This is a genomic window from Hymenobacter miniatus (assembly GCF_016427455.1).
Taxonomy (GTDB): Bacteria; Bacteroidota; Bacteroidia; order Cytophagales; family Hymenobacteraceae; genus Hymenobacter; species Hymenobacter armeniacus.
Window position 1 is genome coordinate 81,050 of record NZ_JAELXR010000012.1, and the last position, 16,720, is coordinate 97,769.

Here is a 16,720-nt window from a genome sequence, read left to right on the forward strand (position 1 = left end):
GCCGTGGTGCTAGCGCTGCCCAAGGCTGCCCTTGTTGCTTTTGGGCGCTGGCGTGGCGGCCGGTGCATTTTCGGGCGGGCCCAGGTAGCTGGCCGGCACCGCGCCCTGGCTCAGCACCAGTTTTTCGAGCACCACGCCGGGGTCGACGCGCCAGAACTTGAGCACGTGCGGGCCGGCCGCGGCCACGTTGTGCTGCGAGGTCTTCAGGATAATGTTTTCCGCCACGGCCTTCTCCCATGGTCTGTTGCCATTATCGGGATTTAGTCCGGTGTGCAGGTTGATGAGTTGCGGGGCTTCGTCGTCGAGCGACACGGCGTAGCGCAGGCCGGTGGTGTTGGTGAAGTCCAGCGTGGGCGCCAGGTAAGCCTGCACGGTCACGGGGCCCGGCTGCGCGAGCGTGATGTGGTACTCCAGGTGCGGGCTGGCGCCGCCCGGCGCGGCCGTGGGCGCCGCCGTTACCGGAAACGTGGTGACGGCGCCCAGCGTGCGGCCCAAATCGGGCAGGCGCTGCCAGGTGATGGGGTCGGCATTCACGGCCTGAGTGTAGTGCTCGGCTTCGAGGGCCACATAGCTGCCCGAGGCGGCTGGGCCGGGCGCCGGAGCAGGCGCCGCCACCGCGCCCGCGGGCAAGGTCATCACCTCGGGCATCACGTCCCTGGGCTCGTCGTGCCAGGTTTTGTAGCCGATGTGCATCTGGTCCATCATGTGGTTCCATTTGCCGCCGGCGATGCCGTTGTAACGCTTCGAAATCTCGGCGTCTTTGGCAAACAGGGCCTGGGCGGTTGAGGCCAGCTCGTTGGTGGTGGGCTGGTTGGTTTTGGCGGCCTCGCGGTTCCGGGCCACGGTGTAGTACAGCTCGTTGAGGTTGGCGCAGGCCTGCACGGGGTGCAGCACCAGCTCGTAATAGGCGTCGCGGTCGGCGGCGGGCAGCTGCTGGTTGATGGCTTCGGCGCGGGTTAGCAGCTGCTGGTAGTCGGCCACGACGTTGGCCCACTCGCCGGTGGCCAGGCCGTAAGTATCGGGCGAAAGCAGCTCGGGCTTGCGGCGGGCGTTGTACTTGGCATACTTGGCCAGGATGTCGCCTATCTCGGCGGCGTGCTTCGTCCCAAACTGCTGGGCCGCCCAGCGTTGCGCATAGGCCGCCACGCCGGTGGCCGGAATGCGGTCGGGGTTCCAGGCATAGTCCAGGAAGAAGCTGATGGGCAGCTCCATGGGCTTGAGGTCGCCCACGTTCACCACCCAAATCTGGTTTGCGCCGTACTCGTGGGCCAGGTGCATTTGCTCCCAGATGCGCGGCAGCGGGTTCGTGTTCAGCCACTTGTAGTTGCGCGGGCCGCCCACGTAGTCGAAGTGGTAGTAGATGCCGTAGCCGCCCTTGCGGGGTTTCTCGCCCAGCTTGGGCAGCTTGCGGATATTGCCCCAGTTGTCGTCGCAGAGCAGCAGGGTCACGTCGTCGGGCACGCGCATGCCCTTGTCGTAGTACTCCTGCACTTCTTTGTAGAGGGCCCACATTTGGGGTGTTTGCTCGGCGGGCTTGCCGGTGACGTCGGCAATGATGTTGCGCTGGTCGGCCACGATGCGTTCGAGCAGGGCGGTATTGCTTTCGCGGCTCATGGGCTCGTCGCCGTCGCCGCGCATGCCCACGGTCACGATGTTTTCGCGGGTGCCCATGCGTTGCATGCCGCCGCGCCAGAAGCGCCGCAGCGTGGTGTCGTTGGTTTGGTAGTTCCAGGGCGTGCCGTGGCCGAAGGCTTTCCATTCCTCGTGGGCGCGGGTCAGGGGCTCGTGGTGCGAAGTGCCCATCACGATGCCGTACATATCGGCCAGCTCGGGGCTTTTAGGGTCGTCCACGTTGAACATGTTGCCCCACATGGCCGGCCACAGGTAATTGCCCTTGAGCCGCAGTATCAGCTCAAACATGTGGGTGTACATCTTCGAGTTCACGCCCCCGAACTTCTCCCGGCTCCAGCCCGACAGCGCCGGCGCCTCGTCGTTGATGAAGATGCCGCGGTACTTCACCTTGGGCTCGCCCAGGGTGTAGCGAGCGGGCGCCACGTACAGGGCCGTTTGGGGCTTCACCGGCACGTCGGCCCACCAGTACCAGGGCGAGACGCCCATTTGCTGCGAGAGGTCGTAGATGCCGTAAATGGTGCCGCGCTTGTCGCTGCCGGCTATCACCAGGGCGCGGGCCACGCCGGGCAGGGGCTGCTCCACCACCTGCCGCACAAAGGTTTCCCACTTGCCGGCCACGGCCTTCACGTCCAGCTTTTTGGCTTTAATCAACTGGTCAATGAGCGGGCTCTTGCCGATGGTGCCAATGAGCACGACCTCCTGCCCGGCCGGCTTGCTGGTGCCGAACGCGGGCAACACCTTGGTCACGCGCTGCACGTCGGCCTGGAGGTCTTTGGCGGCGCGCAGCACGCCCGGCCAGTCGCCGGCGCTGGCGAAGATGGGCGCGGTTTTGCCGGCCGCGGCCAGGGTGAAAGCGCCCTTGCCTTTGGTGGCCGACACGGTGGTTGCGCCCACGGGGAGCGTGGCCTGCGCCTGCGCCCCGACGGCCGCGAACAGCAGCGCCAGTGGCAGCAGTGTCTGGCGGAAGGATATGATTTTCATAGCGTAGAGGAATGATTAGCGTGGACTCTGCGAGTCCGCGCTTTGCAGAACTTCGCCCTGGCGCGGACTCGCAGAGTCCACGCTACAATTTTGCGAAAAGGCTTAGTTGGCGGCCCGCAGCACCGCTTGCACCGCCGGTTTGGGTTGGTGGTTGCGGTCAAACAGCAACGGGTAGCTCGTGCGGCCCCGGATGGGCCAGTCGTTCAGCCAGGAGTCGGCGTCGGTCACGCCCCAGAGCGTGATGCGGTCGATGACGTCGCGGTGCTTGTGAAACAGGGCAAACAGGTCGGCGTAGCGCTTGGTCAGCTTTTGCTGCACCGAATCGGGCAGGCCCGTGGTGTACACGTTGTATTTGGCATCGACCGCGAAAGTCTCGGCAATGTCGGCCCCCTGGCGGCGGCTCGGGTTGGGCAGCACGTCAATGTCGAGCTCCGTAAAATTGACGTGCACGCCCAGCTTCGAGAAGGCTACAATGCTGGCTTCTACCTGCTCGATGGTCGGTTTGGTGAGGCCGTAGTGGCCCTGCATGCCAATGGCAGTCACCTTGATGCCCTTGGCTTGCAAGCTCTTCACCAGCTTAATCACACCCTCGCGCTTTTCGGGGCGGTAGAGGCTGTAGTCGTTGTAGTACAGCTCCGCTTTCGGGTCGGCTTTATGGGCGTATTCAAAAGCTTTAGCCGCGAAATCTTCGCCCAAGATTTCCAGCCACTTCGTTTTGCGCAGGTCGCCCTGCTGGTCGTCGATGGCTTCGTTCACCACGTCCCAGCCCGCGATTTTGCCTTTGTAGCGGCCCACTACGGTGTTGATGTGTTCCTCCAGGCGCTTGAGCAGCAGCTCGCGGCTGGCGGGTTTGCCGGCGCCGTCCTCAAACACCCACTTGGGCGTTTGCTGGTGCCACATCAGCGTGTGGCCGATGGTGAACATCTTGTTGGCTTGCCCGAAGGCCACGTAGTCGTCGGCGGGCTTGAAATTGTACTGGTCGGGCTGCGGGTGCACGGCCTCCCACTTCAGCAGGTTCTCGGGGCTGATGGTGTTGAACTGCTGCTGGACCAGCGCCGCGGTTTTGGCATCGCGGCCGCTCGTCACGCGGTAGTTGAGGGCAGCCCCCACGTAAAAATCCTTCTTAAACGCCTCTTTCAACGGCACGTCCGCTTTCGGCCCGAAGCCGAGGCTGGCCAGCGCGAGGTACACAAATCCTTTCTGGGGGGTCATAAAACGGTCTGACTGTAGGGAGCGGCCGGGTACAAACCCGGCTACCTCGAAGAATATTTATTTCAACTCCAGCACCACCACCGACTTGGCCGGCAGTTCCACGGCCAGCTTGTCGCCGCGCTTTTTGGCGCCGTTAAAAGCCACTAGCTTCACCGTGTTGGGCTGGTCGAAGGTGTTGTAGTCGTTGATTTTGGCCGAAGTGAGCAGCCGACCCGTCACCGTTTTCCAGGTCACGCCGGCCAGCGCCGTTTCCAGCTTGATGGCTTTGTTGGGGTCCAGGTTCACGAGGGAGATGTGCACCGCGCCTTTGGCGTCTTTCGAGGCCGAGGCGTTAAGGGCCGGGATTTTCTCGTTGCCAAACGCGTAGTCCGGGCTGCTGAACTGCAGCGGCAGGTACTGCGCGTCCTGATGCACCTGGTAGAGGTCAAACACGTGGTAGGTGGGCGTGAGCAGCATCTTGTCCTTCTCGGTGAGGATGACGGCTTGCAGCACGTTCACGGCCTGGGCGAGGTTGGCGCCGCGCACCCGGTCGCAGTGGTTGTTGAAGATGTTGAGCGTGGTGCCGGCCACCAGCGCGTCGCGCAGGGAGTTTTGCTGGTACAGGAACCCGGGGTTGGTGCCGGGCTCCACGTCGGTCCACACGCCCCACTCGTCCACGAGTAGCGCTATCTTCTTGTCCTTGTCGTACTTGTCCATGATGGCGGCGTGCTTGCTTACCACGGCGTCCATTTTCAGGCAGTTGCGCAGGGTGCTGAAGTACTGGTCCTCGCCAAAGCCGGTGGCTTTGCCCTTGCTGCCGCTCCAGCTGCCGGTGGGCAGCGTGTATTGGTGCAGCGTGAGGCCCCACATCTGGTTGAGCGGAATGCGCTGCATGCACGTCTCGGTCCAGTGGGCGTCGTCGCCGTTGGCGCCGCTCACAATCTTTTTCAGGTTGGTGCCGGGGTAGTTGTGGGCGAAGGTGGCGTAGCGCTTGTACACGTCGGTGTAGTACTCGGCGGTCATGTTGCCGCCGCAGCCCCAGCTCTCGTTGCCGATGCCCCACCAGCTCACTTTGTAGGGCTCGGGGTGGCCGTTTTGGCGGCGTTCGAGCACCATGGGCGTGTCCTCGTTGGAGTTGAGGTACTCCATCCAGTTGCTCATTTCTTGCACCGTACCGCTGCCCACGTTGGCCGCCAGGTAGGGCTCGGTGCCGAGCAGGCTGCACAGCTCCAGAAATTCGTGGGTGCCGAAGCTGTTATCCTCCAGCGTGTTCCCCCACCACAGGTTCAGCATTTTGGGGCGCTGGGCCGTGGGGCCCACCCCGTCGTGCCAGTGGTAGGTGTCGGCAAAGCAGCCGCCGGGCCAGCGCAAGTTGGGCACCTTGATTTTTTTGAGCGCCTCCACAATGTCCATGCGGATGCGGCCTTGCTGCGGGGCTTTCGAATCCTTGTCGGCCCAGAAGCCGCCGTAAATGCAGCGGCCCAGGTGCTCGGCAAAGTGCCCGTAGATGTGCTTGCTGATTTGCAGCTTGGGGTCGCCGGCCTGCACGGTCATTTGCACGGTTTGGGCAGTGGCCCCCGTAGAAAGGGCAAGACTAGCGGCCGCAAAAGCGGCGAGATGCGTTGGGAATTTCATGTCGAATAATGGGGTCAAGTGGCGGGACAAATACCGGTTAACATCTACTTGTCGCGCCGGACGGCAAAACGGCGTTCCGGCCGGCGGGCACAATGGCCCACCTGAAGTTTGGCCCGCTCACCAACGAGCCTATCTTCGTGCCGGAACGCCGGAGCCGCCTCGGACCGCGGGCTCGTCTAGAGCCCGCAGCCGTCGGCAAAACTTCCCCAGCCAGCCGCCTTGCTATTCCCACCACTCGGCGGCCGGCCGGTTCCGTTTTTTCGAAGTGCGCCGGGCCCAGCCCGACGCGCTTTTTTGCTTCTACACTTATTGGCTTGTCATGCTGAGCGCAGTCGAAGCATCTCTCCGTTGCAGCGAAGGGGTTTACTGTCGTGGTAGAGATGCTTCGACTGCGCTCAGCATGACGTTCTTTTTTCCTAGATGTACTGGTTGATGATGGCTTCGAGCCACTCCTGCTTGCCGCTCTTGGGGGTCGGCTCGCCCGACTTGTGGGCGATGGTGCGCAGGTCTTCCAGGGTCAGGCCACCGCGCTCGAACTCGGCGCCCTGGCCGGAGTCAAACGAGGAGTAACGCTCCTGGCGGAACTTGCGGTAGGGCGACTTCTCGAGGATGTCGTTGGCCACCACCAGGGCGCGGGCGAAAGTGTCCATGCCGGCGATGTGGGCGATGAAGATGTCCTCCAAATCCGTCGAGTTGCGGCGGGTTTTGGCGTCGAAGTTGATGCCGCCGGGCGAGATGCCGCCGTGCTCCAGGATGATGAGCATGGACTCGGTCAGCTCGTTCAGGTTGTTGGGGAACTGGTCGGTGTCCCAGCCGTTCTGGTAGTCGCCGCGGTTGGCGTCGATGCTGCCCAGCAGGTTGGCGTCGGCGGCCACTTGCAGCTCGTGCTGGAAGGTGTGGCCGGCCAGGGTGGCGTGGTTCACTTCCAGGTTTAGCATGAAGTCGTCCTGCAAGCCGTGCTCGCGCAGGAAGCCGAGGACGGTGGCCGCGTCGAAGTCGTACTGGTGCTTGGTGGGCTCGGCCGGCTTGGGCTCGATGAAGAACTTGCCGGTGAAGCCCTGCTTGCGGGCGTAGTCGCGGGAAATGGTCAGGAACTTAGCCAAGTGCGCCTGCTCGCGCTTCATGTCGGTGTTGAGCAGGGTCATGTAGCCTTCGCGGCCGCCCCAGAAGGTGTAGCCTTCGCCGCCCAGCGCGATGGTCGCGTCGATGGCATTCTTCACCTGGGTGGCGGCGTGGGCCACCACCTGGAAGTCGGGGTTGGTGCTGGCGCCGTTCATGTAGCGCGGGTGCGAAAACACGTTGGCCGTGCCCCAGAGCAGCTTCACGCCGGAGTCGGCTTGGTGCTGCTTGGCGTAGTCAACGATGGTGGCCAGGTTGCGCTCGTACTCGGCCAGCGAGTCGCCTTCGTCCACCAGGTCAATGTCGTGGAAGCAGTAGTACGGCGTGCCGAGCTTGGTAAAAAACTCAAACGCGGCGTCCATCTTGTCCTTGGCGCGGCCGATGATTTCGTGGTGCGAATCCCAGGCAAACTGCTTGGTGCCGGGACCGAATGGGTCGCCGCCGGTGCCGGTGAAGGTATGCCAATACGACACGGCGAAGCGCAAATGCTCCTTCATGGTCTTGCCGGCCACCACGCGGTTTTCGTCGTACCATTTAAAGGAAAGCGGGTTGTCCGACTCGCGACCTTCGAAGCGAATGGTGTCGATGCCCGTAAAAAATTCTGTCTTGGAGAGCGTGTTGCTAGACATAGGAAGGGGTGGTGATTGAATTGGGAATACGGTGAGATAAAGCGTCTTGCCAGCGGCCATAAGCAGCCTGGTATTGTTCGCGGAGCTGGTGAGTGGGCTCCACGGTGAGAATGCGTTCGAGGCCACCGAAGGCTTCGGCCGGGCTGGCGTACACGCCGGCGCCAATGCCCGCGCCGCGCGCCGCGCCCTGGGCCGCGTCGGTGTTGTAGAGTTCCAGCTCCACGTTGCCGCTGTTCACGAAAGCCTCGCGGAACACCGGGCTCAGGAACATGTTGGCGTTGCCGGCGCGCACCTTGCGCACCTGCACGCCGCTGGCCCGCATGATGTCCATGCCGTAGTTCAGGGCGAACACAATGCCTTCCTGCGCCGCCCGCAGCACGTGGGGCTGGTGGTGGATGTTGAAGTTCAGCCCGCGCAGTTCAGCGTCGGCCGGGCGATTTTCGAGGATGCGCTCCACGCCGTTGCCGAAGGGCAAAAACACGAGCCCCTCCGCCCCTACCGGCGCTTGGGCGGCCAGTTGGTTCATTTGGTCGTAGGGCAGCTCGCCCACGATTTTGCGCAGCCAGCTGTTCAGGATGCCCGTGCCGTTCAGGCACATCAGCACGCCGTTGCGGGGCTGGGCGGGCGTGCTGTTCACGTGCACGAAGGAGTTGACGCGGGAGCGAGGGTCAGGCGTATTGGTCTCGTTGATGCCGTAGACCACGCCGCTGGTGCCCCCGGTGGCCGCCACTTCGCCGGGGTTCAGCACGTTGAGCGAGAAGGCGTTGTTGGGCTGGTCGCCGGCCCGGTAGCTGATGGGCGTGCCGGCCGTGAGGCCCAGCTCCTGCGCGGCCTCGGCGCTCAGGTGGCCCTGCACCGAGAAGGTATCTACCACCTCCGGCAGCAAGTCGGCGCTGATGCCGTAGTAGTCCAGCAGCTCCTGGGCAACGGCCTGCCGCTTGAAGTTCCAGAACACGCCTTCCGACAAGCCGGAAATGGTGGTTTGCAACTGGCCGCTCAGCTTGAAGGCGATGTAGTCGCCGGGCAGCTGAATTTTGTGAATCTGGGCGTACACGTCGGGCTCGTTTTCGCGCACCCACTTCAGCTTGGAAGCCGTGAAGTTGCCCGGCGAGTTCAGAAAATTGCTCAGGCAAAACTCTTCGCCCAGCTCTTCAAATGCTTGGTTGCCAAAATCTACGGCGCGGCTATCGCACCAGATAATGGCGGGGCGCAGCACCTTGCCGGCCCGGTCTATCAGCACCAAGCCGTGCATCTGATAGGTGATGCCGATGCCGGCCACCAGCGAGGTATCGAAGCCGTAGGTGGCCTTCAGTTCGGCGGTGGCGTTCACCACTTCTTGCCACCAGCGCTCGGGGCGCTGCTCGGCCCAGTTGGCCTGGGCCACGGTGATTTCCATCTCCTGTTTGGGAGACGTAGCGGCGGCCACGCACTTGCCGGTGTCAATGTCCAGCAGGGAGGCTTTTATGGAAGAGCTACCGATGTCGTAGCCAAGGAGGTATTTCATGGAAATAGAATAATCAACGGACTTGCTATAGTCGAACGGGCATCAGAGGCGGCTGGTGGCGCCGGGCACCTCCGGCTCGGTGGTGAAGGTGGAGGCCGGCAGGCCTTCTTTGTTGTACAGGTTTACGCCTTCGGGGTTGTCGGCCCAAGCGTAGCGCACCACGGCGGGGTTGGGCACCTGGTCGTTCCAGACCACCACCTTGTTGCCCTCAATTCGGGCCTGGGCCCACACAAACTTCTTGTCGGCCCCCGCGATGGCGAAGCCCTTCAGCGGCTCGCCGCCCTTGGCCACCAGGCCACTGCCAATGCCCGTGAAGCTCAGCGTGACTTTGTTACCATTGGTTTGCATGCTCTGGTAGAGCGGGCCGGAGGAAACCACTTTGGCATCGCCGTAGGCCACTTTTTGGGCCGCCAGGGCCAGGCGGTGGCCAGGGGTCTGCTTGTCCAGCGGGTGAATGTCGTTCCACTCGCCGGCGTCCAGAATCACGGCCATGCCGGTGTGGGGCAGCGCCAGCCCGCGGCGCTGCACGTCGCGCACCACGGCCCAGCCGCTTTCCGAGGGCTCTTTTTTCGCGGCCATGAAATTGGGCAGCTGCGCGTACAGGAACGGCAGGTTGGGCTGCTTGAACTGCTGGCGCCAGTCGGCAATCATGCCGTTGAACAGGGCCTGGTAGTCGCCGGTGCGGCCGGCGTTGCTCTCGCCCTGGTACCACAGCACGCCCTTGATGGCGTAGGGCAGCACCGGGGCAATCATGCCGTTAAACAAGCCGCCCGGCGTGTACTGAAAGGTAGTGGTACCGGGTGTGGGCGGCATGGTGGCGCCCAGTTTGTACTGCCAGGGCCCGCGCAGGTCGAGCGTCTGGCCGCCGGCCGTCAGCTCGTATTTCTTGTCCATCGTGAAGCCGCCGCGCCCGCCGTTGCTGATGAGGCGCACCACCACCACGTTTTTGCCGGGCCGCAGCACGCCGGCCTTCACGTCGTACTTGCGGGGCGGGTACTGGTAGCCGGTGCTGCCTACTAATTGCCCATTGATATAGGTCGAGTCGGCATCGACCAGCGTGCCCAGCTCCAGACGGGCGGGCTGGCCCACCATGGCGGCCGGCACGTCTACTTCCTTGCGGAACCACACCACGCCGTTCACGGGGCCCAGCGGGGTTTGGTTGGCCCAGAAGCCGGGCACCGGCATGGTGGGCCAGCTGCTGGCGTCGTAGTCAGGCGCCGACCATTTCAGCTGGCCCCTGGCCTCGCCTTGGTCGGTTTTGTAGAGGGTTTGGTACCAGTTGGCCACCGCGGCGCCCTCGCGCTGCCGGATGCCCAACACCACCGTGCTGTCTTTGTACTTGGCCAGCTGCTGCTCGTAGGTCGGGAACTGCTTCAGTCCCTCGGCGCTCAGCCAGGCTTCGGCCGGCGAACCGCCCACGGCGTCTTTGATGATGCCCACGGGCACCTTGTATTTGGCGTTGATTTCCTTGGCGAAGAAGTACGCCACCGCCGAAAACTTCAGCACCGTTTGCGGGTCGGCCGCAATCCATTTGCCGCCCGTTAGGTCTTGCTGGGGGCGCTGGAAGTTGTAGGTCAGGGGTACTTCGTATTGGCGGATGTTGGGGTTGGCGGCCTGGGCCACCACGTCGGGGTACTTGTCGCGCAGGCGGCTCATGGGCGTTTCCATGTTCGACTGGCCCGAGCACAGCCACACGTCGCCCACCATGATGTCTTTCACGGCCACCTGGTTGCTGGCCTTGATGTTCATCTCAAACGGGCCGCCCGCTTTCAGGCGGGGCAGTTGCACGCGCCAGCGGCCGTCGGGGCCGGTGGTGGCCTTGTAGGTTTTGCCCAGGAAAGCCACCGATACCGCTTCGCCGGGCTTGGCCCAGCCCCACACGGCCACGTCGGCGTCGCGCTGCAGCACCATGCCGTCGCTCACCAAGCGGGGCAGGCGCACCTGGGCGGCCGCCTGGCGCGCAACCGGCAAGCTTAGCAGCAGTGCAAGGGCAAACGTATTAGCTTTCATAGACATAGCAACTGAGTAAGGGCGAAGAAGGCCAAAACCGGTACCCTCTCATAAATAAGCCCCGATTTCGGAGCGAAATCGGGGCTTGTTCAGGTGGCAAAATCGCAGGCTGTTAGTAGCCGGGGTTCTGGGTGATTTTGCCGCTGGTGCGGTCAATCTCCGTCTGCGGAATGGGCCGCAGCACGTGGAAATCCTTGATGTTGATGGCCGCGTTGGAGCCGTACACTCCGCCGCCCTGGCTCCGCAGCGCGGGGGCGTAGTTGGTGTTCCGCACGCGCGTCAGCAGCTCGCTGGCGCCGGTGGCCGTCCGGGTACGCTTCAGGTCGTGCCAGCGGTGCATTTCGCCCGCCAGCTCGCGGGCCCGCTCGTCGAGGATGAAGTCGATGGTGACTTGAGCCGACGTGATTTCCATTTGCGTGGTCCGGCCGGGCGCGGCGGCGCGGCGGCGTACTACGTTGATGTAGTCGCGGGCCTGGGCGGAGTTGCCTAGGTAGAAATACGCCTCGGCCGCAATCAGATAGGTTTCGGCCAAGCGGTAGACGATGTTGGGCCGAATGGAAAAGCCGTTCACCGAGGTGCGGGTGGGCGAGTCGTATTTGTTGAGCGTGGGGAAGAACTCGGTGGTAATCTGGTTGGGCTGGAACACCCGGTAAGGAGCGGGCGTGCGGTTGGCAATCTGCGCCAGGCGCGCGGCCGACAACTGCCGACCCGAGTACCAAATGGAGGTGTCGCCCACCACGGCCCGGGTCGTGCCGCCGTTGCCGCCGGGGTTGTTTACCCGGTACACCGAGGTGAACCAGCTGTTGTAGCGCGTGTCGGTGGTGCGGAGCGCTGCGTCGGCTTCCAGCGGGGCGCCGCTGGCATCGCGCAGAATGTAGGAATCCAGCAGGAAGTACGTGGGCGAGTGGCGGGCAAACGGACGGCCGTTGGCAATGTCGCGGGCCATGTTGGGCAGTAGGTCGTAGCGGCTGCGGAACTGGAAGGCGCCCACGTTTTCGCCGCCGAAGGTAAAGCCATCGATGCGCGAGAACGTGGCATCGCCGTTGAACTGGGCGTTCATAATCACCTCTTTGCCGTTTTCGTTGCCGTTGGCAAACACGGCGCCAGGGGTGGCTTCCAGGCCCAGGCCGTAGCGGGTCTGGTTGTCGATGAGTTCTTTGGCGTACTGCGCGGCCAGCGTGTAGTCGGCGGTGGCCCCGGCCGGAATGGCGGTGGCGCGGGTCAGGTACACTTTGGCCAGCAGGTGCAGGGCCGTGGCACGCGTCACGCGGCCGGGCTGGGCGGGCTTGTCGGCAATGGCCGCCAGGGACTCGGTCAGGTCCTTGATAATCTGCTCATACACGCTGGCCATGGGCGCGCGCACAATGTCCTTGGTGGGCGAATCGACGAAGGTGAGCATGAGCGGCACGTCGCCGAAGTCCTGCACCAGCCGGAAGTAATAGTTGGCACGCAGCAGCTTGGCTTCGGCCAGGAGTTGGGTTTGGCGGGCCGGGGCAATGCCCTGGGCCTGCGGGCCGTACTGCAGCACCCCGTTGGCGTTGTTAATCTGGGTGTAGCACACCGTCCAGATAAACGAATGCGAGCCGTCGTTGAGCGGGGTCAGGTCGTTGGGGCCGTAGTCGCTCAGGCCGCTGCTGTTGGCAATGCCGTTGGTGAACAGGTCGGTGCCGGCCTCGGTGGTGAAGAAGCCCGAGTCGTTGCCATAGAGCTGGCGCAGGCCCGAGTACACGCCCGTCACGCCGGCCTCTACGCCTTGGGCGGTTTTGAGGAAGCTGGGGGTGAGCACCGATTGCGGGTTTTCTTCCAGAATGTCTTTCTGGCAGCCGGTGGTTGCCAGAAACAGCGCGGCACCCAGCGTTAGAACTATCTTTTTCATGTTGATTGCTGATTTGAAGGGAATGGGAAGGGGCGCTTGTTCATCGGTTGGGGGCACTGCCCTCGAGCTTGCCGCCCGGTCAACCGATAAGGAGCTTGCTCCTAGAAGCCCAGGTTAACACCCGCGATGAAGGCGCGCGTAACGGGGTAGTTGCTGCCGCCCTGGAAATCGAGGTTGGCCGACGCCGTGCCCGTGTTGCTGAAGCGCGTCGAGTACGAGAGGGCATCGGGGTCGATGGCCTTGTTGCGCTGGTAGAACTTGTCGGCCGCCCAGATGTAGGGGTTCTGCACCTGCAGGTAGATGCGGGCCGAGCTCAGGAAGGCCGACTTGGCCCAGGCGGCCGGAATGGTGTAGCCCAGGTCGATGCTGCGGATTTTGATGAACGTGCCGCTGTGGTAGCCCAGGGTCGAGCCGTAGGTGGGCCACTCGTTGGCGCGGGCCGTCTGGTCGGGCTGGGGGTATTCGTTGGTGGGGTTGGTGGGCGTCCAGTAGTCGAAGTTCAGCTGGTTGCGGCGGCCGGTGTTGGTGGCGTAGTAGCTGGGGCCGAAGGAATACGGGTCGACCACCGTGGCGCCCACGCGGGTGAGGGCCACAATGTTCAGGTCGAAGCCCTTGAAGCGGAAGCGGTTGGTGAGGCCGGCCTCAAACCGGGGCTGGCGCGAGCCAATCACCTGGCGGTCGGCGGCGTCAATCTTGCCGTCACTGTTCACGTCCTCTACCTTAATCTGGCCCGGCTTGGTGCCGTATTTCCGCGCCTCGTCGGCCTCAGAGGTTTGCCAGATGCCCACTTTCTTGAAGTCGTAGAACACATACAGCGGCTGGCCAATGAAGCGCTGGTTGCCAATGTCATCGCGGGGGTTGCCGTTGGCGTCGTAGAGGTTCAGGTCGAGCAGCTTCTCGCGGTTCACGGTGAAGTTCCAGTCGGTGCTCCACTCAAAGTCGTTGACATTGGCCGAGCGCACGTTGGCCGTGGTCAGCGAAATCTCGATGCCGCGGTTCTGGGTCTGGCCGGCGTTGCGGATGAACGAGCCGTAGCCGCTGGCCTGGGGCAGGGCATCGGGCAGCAGCAGGTCGCTGGTGCGCTGCTGGTACACTTCCACGCTACCCGTCAGGCGGTTATTAAAGAAGCCGAAATCCAGGCCCACGTTGGTGGTGGTGGTGTATTCCCAGCCCAGAGCCGGGTTCGGAATGTTGTTGGGCACCACGCCCACGGCCCCGGTGGCGCCCCAGTTGTAGTAGCCGTTGCCCAGGCCGGCGCCCAGCGAGCCCTGCGTCTGGTAGGGGTTGATGGCGGTGCTGCCCACGCGGCCCAAGCTGGCGCGCAGCTTCAGCACGCTCAGCCAGTCCTGGCCTTTCAGGAACGACTCGTTGGCAATGTTCCAGGCCACGGCGGCTGAGGGGAACCACTTGTACTTGTTGCCGGGCGCCAGGCGCGACGACCCGTCGTTGCGCGCGGTCAGCGTCACCGAGTAGCGGTTATCGAACGAATAGTTGATGCGGGCCATGTACGACTCCAGAGCCCAATCGATGGGCTGGGTGGTGTTGCGCACCGAGTTGGGGGTGCCGGCGCCCAGGTTGGTGTTGAGCTGGTAGTCGGCCAGGGTGCCCTGCACCGAACCGCCAAAGCCATCGGCATGATACGTCTGACGGCTGTAGAGCGCCGTCACGTTTAAGTCGTGCTTGTCGGCGAAGGTGCGGTTGTATGTCAGGATGTTCTCGGCCAGCAGGTTGTAGGCAATGCTCGACGAACTGCTGGCCGTGTTGAGGCCGGCGTTGTTGTTCGGCGTTACCGAGGCGTAGAAGCTGTCGTCGGCCTGCGTGCGGCCGTCAAGGCCCACGTTGAGGCGGTAGTCCAGGCCTTTTGCGATGTTCACCTGGCCGTAGAGGCTGTTGAAGCTGCGCAAGCGACGGCGACGGTCCAGGTGGGCGTTCGGCGCGTACAGCGTCAGGGGGTTGGAAAGTTGGTCGCCGTTGGGGTACAGCACAAGTTGGCCGTCGGGGCCGGTGGTCGACGCCAGGGGGCTGGTTGTCAGAATCTGGTACAGCACGTTCACGTTCGGGTCATTTTCGTCGGTGAAGGTGTTCAGGCTATTCACCCCCACCCTCACGCGGCCCCCGATTTTCTGGTCGAGCGTGCCACGCACCGAGTAGCGCCGGAAGCGCTGCACCGGCACAATGCCGGTTTCGTCGTAGTAGCCCAGCGAGGCCGAGTACTGCGTTTGCTCGGTGCCCCCGGTCAGGCCCAGCGTGTGGTTCTGGATGTGGCCGTTCTGGAACAGCAGGCTCTGGTAGTCGGTGGTTTTGCCGGCGGCGTAGTTGGCCCGCTCGTCGTTGGTCAGGAACGTGGTTGCGGTGGCTGGGTTGAAGGTGGGGGTTTGCGCCCGGAACGCCTCCAGGCGGTAGTTGTAGTACTGCTCGCCGTTTTGCAGGTCAAACCGGTCGTAAATCCGCTTCTGGCCGTAGTAGCCGCTGTAGGTGGCTTTGGCGGCGCCGTTCTTGCCGCGCTTGGTCGTAATCAAAATCACGCCGTTGGCGCCGCGGGCGCCGTAAATGGCCGTCGAGGAGGCGTCTTTCAGCACTTCCACGCCGGTCAGGTCGTCGGGGTTCAAGTCGTTCAGGCTGCCGTCGTAGGGCACGCCGTCCACCACCAGCAGGGGGTCGTTGCTGCCCGAAAGCGAACGGTTGCCCCGGATGCGGATGGTGGGCGCCTGGCCCGGCGCCGTGCCGTTGCTCGAAATGTTGACGCCGGCCGCGCGGCCCTGCAGGGCCTGGCCCACGTTGGCCACGGGCACGTCGCGCAGGGCCTGCTCGTCAACCGACGAGATGGCGCCCGTCACCTGGCTTTTCTTCTGCACGCCGTAGCCCACCACCTGCACCTCGTTCAGGGCCTGGGCCTCGGTGGCCAAGCGGGCATTCACGGCCCCGGAAGCACCCACCGGCACCTCCTTCTTCTCGTAGCCAATGGAGCTAATGACCAGCGTGTTGCCCCCTTCGGGCACGGTCAGCGTGTATTCGCCGGCCGCGTTGGTGGTGGCACCCACGGTAGTGCCTTTCACAATAACCGTCACGCCCGGCAGCGGCTCGCCGTTGTCCGACGTGACCGTGCCCGTCACCGTGCGGCCGGCCTGGGCCCAGGCCTCGGCCGGCATCATGCCGCCCAGCAGCAGCGCCGCGGCTCCGAAGAGTTGCGCCCAGCGCCGGACTGGGCGCGGCGCAGCGTTTGATAAAAGTAGTTGCATGGATTTGAGTGGGTTTTTGGTGGGTAAGTGGTTGCGTTAAGTGAAAAGCGGGAGGCGGGCCCTGGCGCCGCCTAAAAGCCGATGGAGTTGCCGCCGTCGACGGGCAGCGAGGCGCCGGTGATGTAGCGGGCGGCGTCAGACGCCAGGAACACGGCCGCGTGCCCGATGTCCTCGGGCTTGCCGAAGCTGCCCATGGGCGTGCGGCGCATGGCGCGGTCGCGGCGGTCGGGGTCGGAGTTCATGGCCGTGCGGCTCATCTCGGTTTCGATGAAGCCCGGCGCAATGGCGTTCACGCGCACGTTACGGCCCGAAAACTCCGAGGCCAGCACCTTCACCATGCCCTCCACCGCCGACTTGGAGGCCGCGTAGGCCACCACGCGGTCGATGCCGTAGTAGGCCGCCATCGACGAAATCATGAGGATGACGCCCTTGCGGCGGGCCACCATGCGGGCGGCACAGGCCCGCGTGAGGGCAAACACCGAGTGCAGGTTGGTGTGCAGGATGCGGCTGAATTCCTCGTCCGTGACTTCCAGGGCCGGCTTTTTGAGATTGATACCGGCGTTGTTCACCAAGATGTCGAGGGGTCCGTAGGTGGCTTCCACGTGCGCCACCATCCCGTCGATGGAACCCAGGTCGGTGATGTCGTTGACGAGGTACTCCACCGAGTCGCCGAGGTCGGCCACGGCGTCCTGCAGCACCGCTTCGCGCCGGCCGGTGATGACCACCGTGGCGCCCGCTTCGGCCATGCAGCGGGCTATTTCGAGCCCGATGCCGGTGCCGCCGCCGGTAATCAGCGCCAGCTTGCCGTCGAGCGAAAACACGTCGGCGTGGCGCTGCTGCGCGGCCGTGACGACGCCGTTGGAAGAAGTGGAATGACCGGGGGAGTGCGACAGCTTGTTCATGT

General features: G+C 63.9%; 9 protein-coding genes. All 9 read right to left on the reverse strand.

The window, feature by feature from the left end:
- Positions 1-9: 9 nt before the first annotated feature.
- The gene (locus JAO73_RS17695; protein ID WP_198978468.1) at positions 10-2,613 is read right to left on the reverse strand and encodes a glycosyl hydrolase 115 family protein; all 2,604 of its coding nucleotides are present in this window, start codon (positions 2,611-2,613) and stop codon (positions 10-12) included.
- A 102-nt stretch (positions 2,614-2,715) separates the two neighbouring features.
- Entirely contained in the window at positions 2,716-3,825 is a 1,110-nt protein-coding gene (locus JAO73_RS17700) for an endo-1,4-beta-xylanase (protein WP_198978469.1), read from the reverse strand.
- 57 nt (positions 3,826-3,882) lie between these two features.
- Complete coding sequence (locus tag JAO73_RS17705; RefSeq protein WP_198978470.1) at positions 3,883-5,439, reverse strand: alpha-N-arabinofuranosidase; 1,557 nt, start codon at positions 5,437-5,439, stop codon at positions 3,883-3,885.
- A gap of 416 nt (positions 5,440-5,855) precedes the next feature.
- Positions 5,856-7,187, reverse strand: a complete 1,332-nt coding sequence (gene xylA, locus JAO73_RS17710; RefSeq protein ID WP_198978471.1) for a xylose isomerase — start codon at positions 7,185-7,187, stop codon at positions 5,856-5,858.
- Positions 7,180-8,691: a xylulokinase gene (locus JAO73_RS17715; RefSeq protein WP_198978472.1), complete on the reverse strand. Its 1,512-nt coding sequence runs from the start codon at positions 8,689-8,691 to the stop codon at positions 7,180-7,182. The genes xylA and JAO73_RS17715 overlap by 8 nt, the downstream gene beginning before the upstream one ends.
- A 42-nt stretch (positions 8,692-8,733) precedes the next feature.
- Complete coding sequence (locus JAO73_RS17720; RefSeq protein ID WP_233169267.1) at positions 8,734-10,701, reverse strand: sialate O-acetylesterase; 1,968 nt, start codon at positions 10,699-10,701, stop codon at positions 8,734-8,736.
- Positions 10,702-10,813: 112 nt separating this feature from the next.
- Complete coding sequence (locus JAO73_RS17725) at positions 10,814-12,577, reverse strand: RagB/SusD family nutrient uptake outer membrane protein (protein ID WP_198978474.1); 1,764 nt, start codon at positions 12,575-12,577, stop codon at positions 10,814-10,816.
- Positions 12,578-12,678: 101 nt separating this feature from the next.
- Positions 12,679-15,816: a SusC/RagA family TonB-linked outer membrane protein gene (locus JAO73_RS17730; RefSeq protein ID WP_198978475.1), complete on the reverse strand. Its 3,138-nt coding sequence runs from the start codon at positions 15,814-15,816 to the stop codon at positions 12,679-12,681.
- Positions 15,817-15,887: 71 nt separating this feature from the next.
- Positions 15,888-16,718 (reverse strand): SDR family NAD(P)-dependent oxidoreductase, encoded by an 831-nt coding sequence (locus tag JAO73_RS17735; protein WP_198978476.1) that lies wholly within the window; start codon positions 16,716-16,718, stop codon positions 15,888-15,890.
- Positions 16,719-16,720: the final 2 nt, after the last annotated feature.

Coding starts and splice junctions, on each gene's coding strand:
- JAO73_RS17695 (WP_198978468.1), bottom strand. CDS start 2,613: ATGAAAATCATATCCTTCCGCCAGACACTGCTGCCACTGGCGCTGCTG.
- JAO73_RS17700 (WP_198978469.1), bottom strand. CDS start 3,825: ATGACCCCCCAGAAAGGATTTGTGTACCTCGCGCTGGCCAGCCTCGGC.
- JAO73_RS17705 (WP_198978470.1), bottom strand. CDS start 5,439: ATGAAATTCCCAACGCATCTCGCCGCTTTTGCGGCCGCTAGTCTTGCC.
- xylA (WP_198978471.1), bottom strand. CDS start 7,187: ATGTCTAGCAACACGCTCTCCAAGACAGAATTTTTTACGGGCATCGAC.
- JAO73_RS17715 (WP_198978472.1), bottom strand. CDS start 8,691: ATGAAATACCTCCTTGGCTACGACATCGGTAGCTCTTCCATAAAAGCC.
- JAO73_RS17720 (WP_233169267.1), bottom strand. CDS start 10,701: ATGAAAGCTAATACGTTTGCCCTTGCACTGCTGCTAAGCTTGCCGGTT.
- JAO73_RS17725 (WP_198978474.1), bottom strand. CDS start 12,577: ATGAAAAAGATAGTTCTAACGCTGGGTGCCGCGCTGTTTCTGGCAACC.
- JAO73_RS17730 (WP_198978475.1), bottom strand. CDS start 15,816: ATGCAACTACTTTTATCAAACGCTGCGCCGCGCCCAGTCCGGCGCTGG.
- JAO73_RS17735 (WP_198978476.1), bottom strand. CDS start 16,718: ATGAACAAGCTGTCGCACTCCCCCGGTCATTCCACTTCTTCCAACGGC.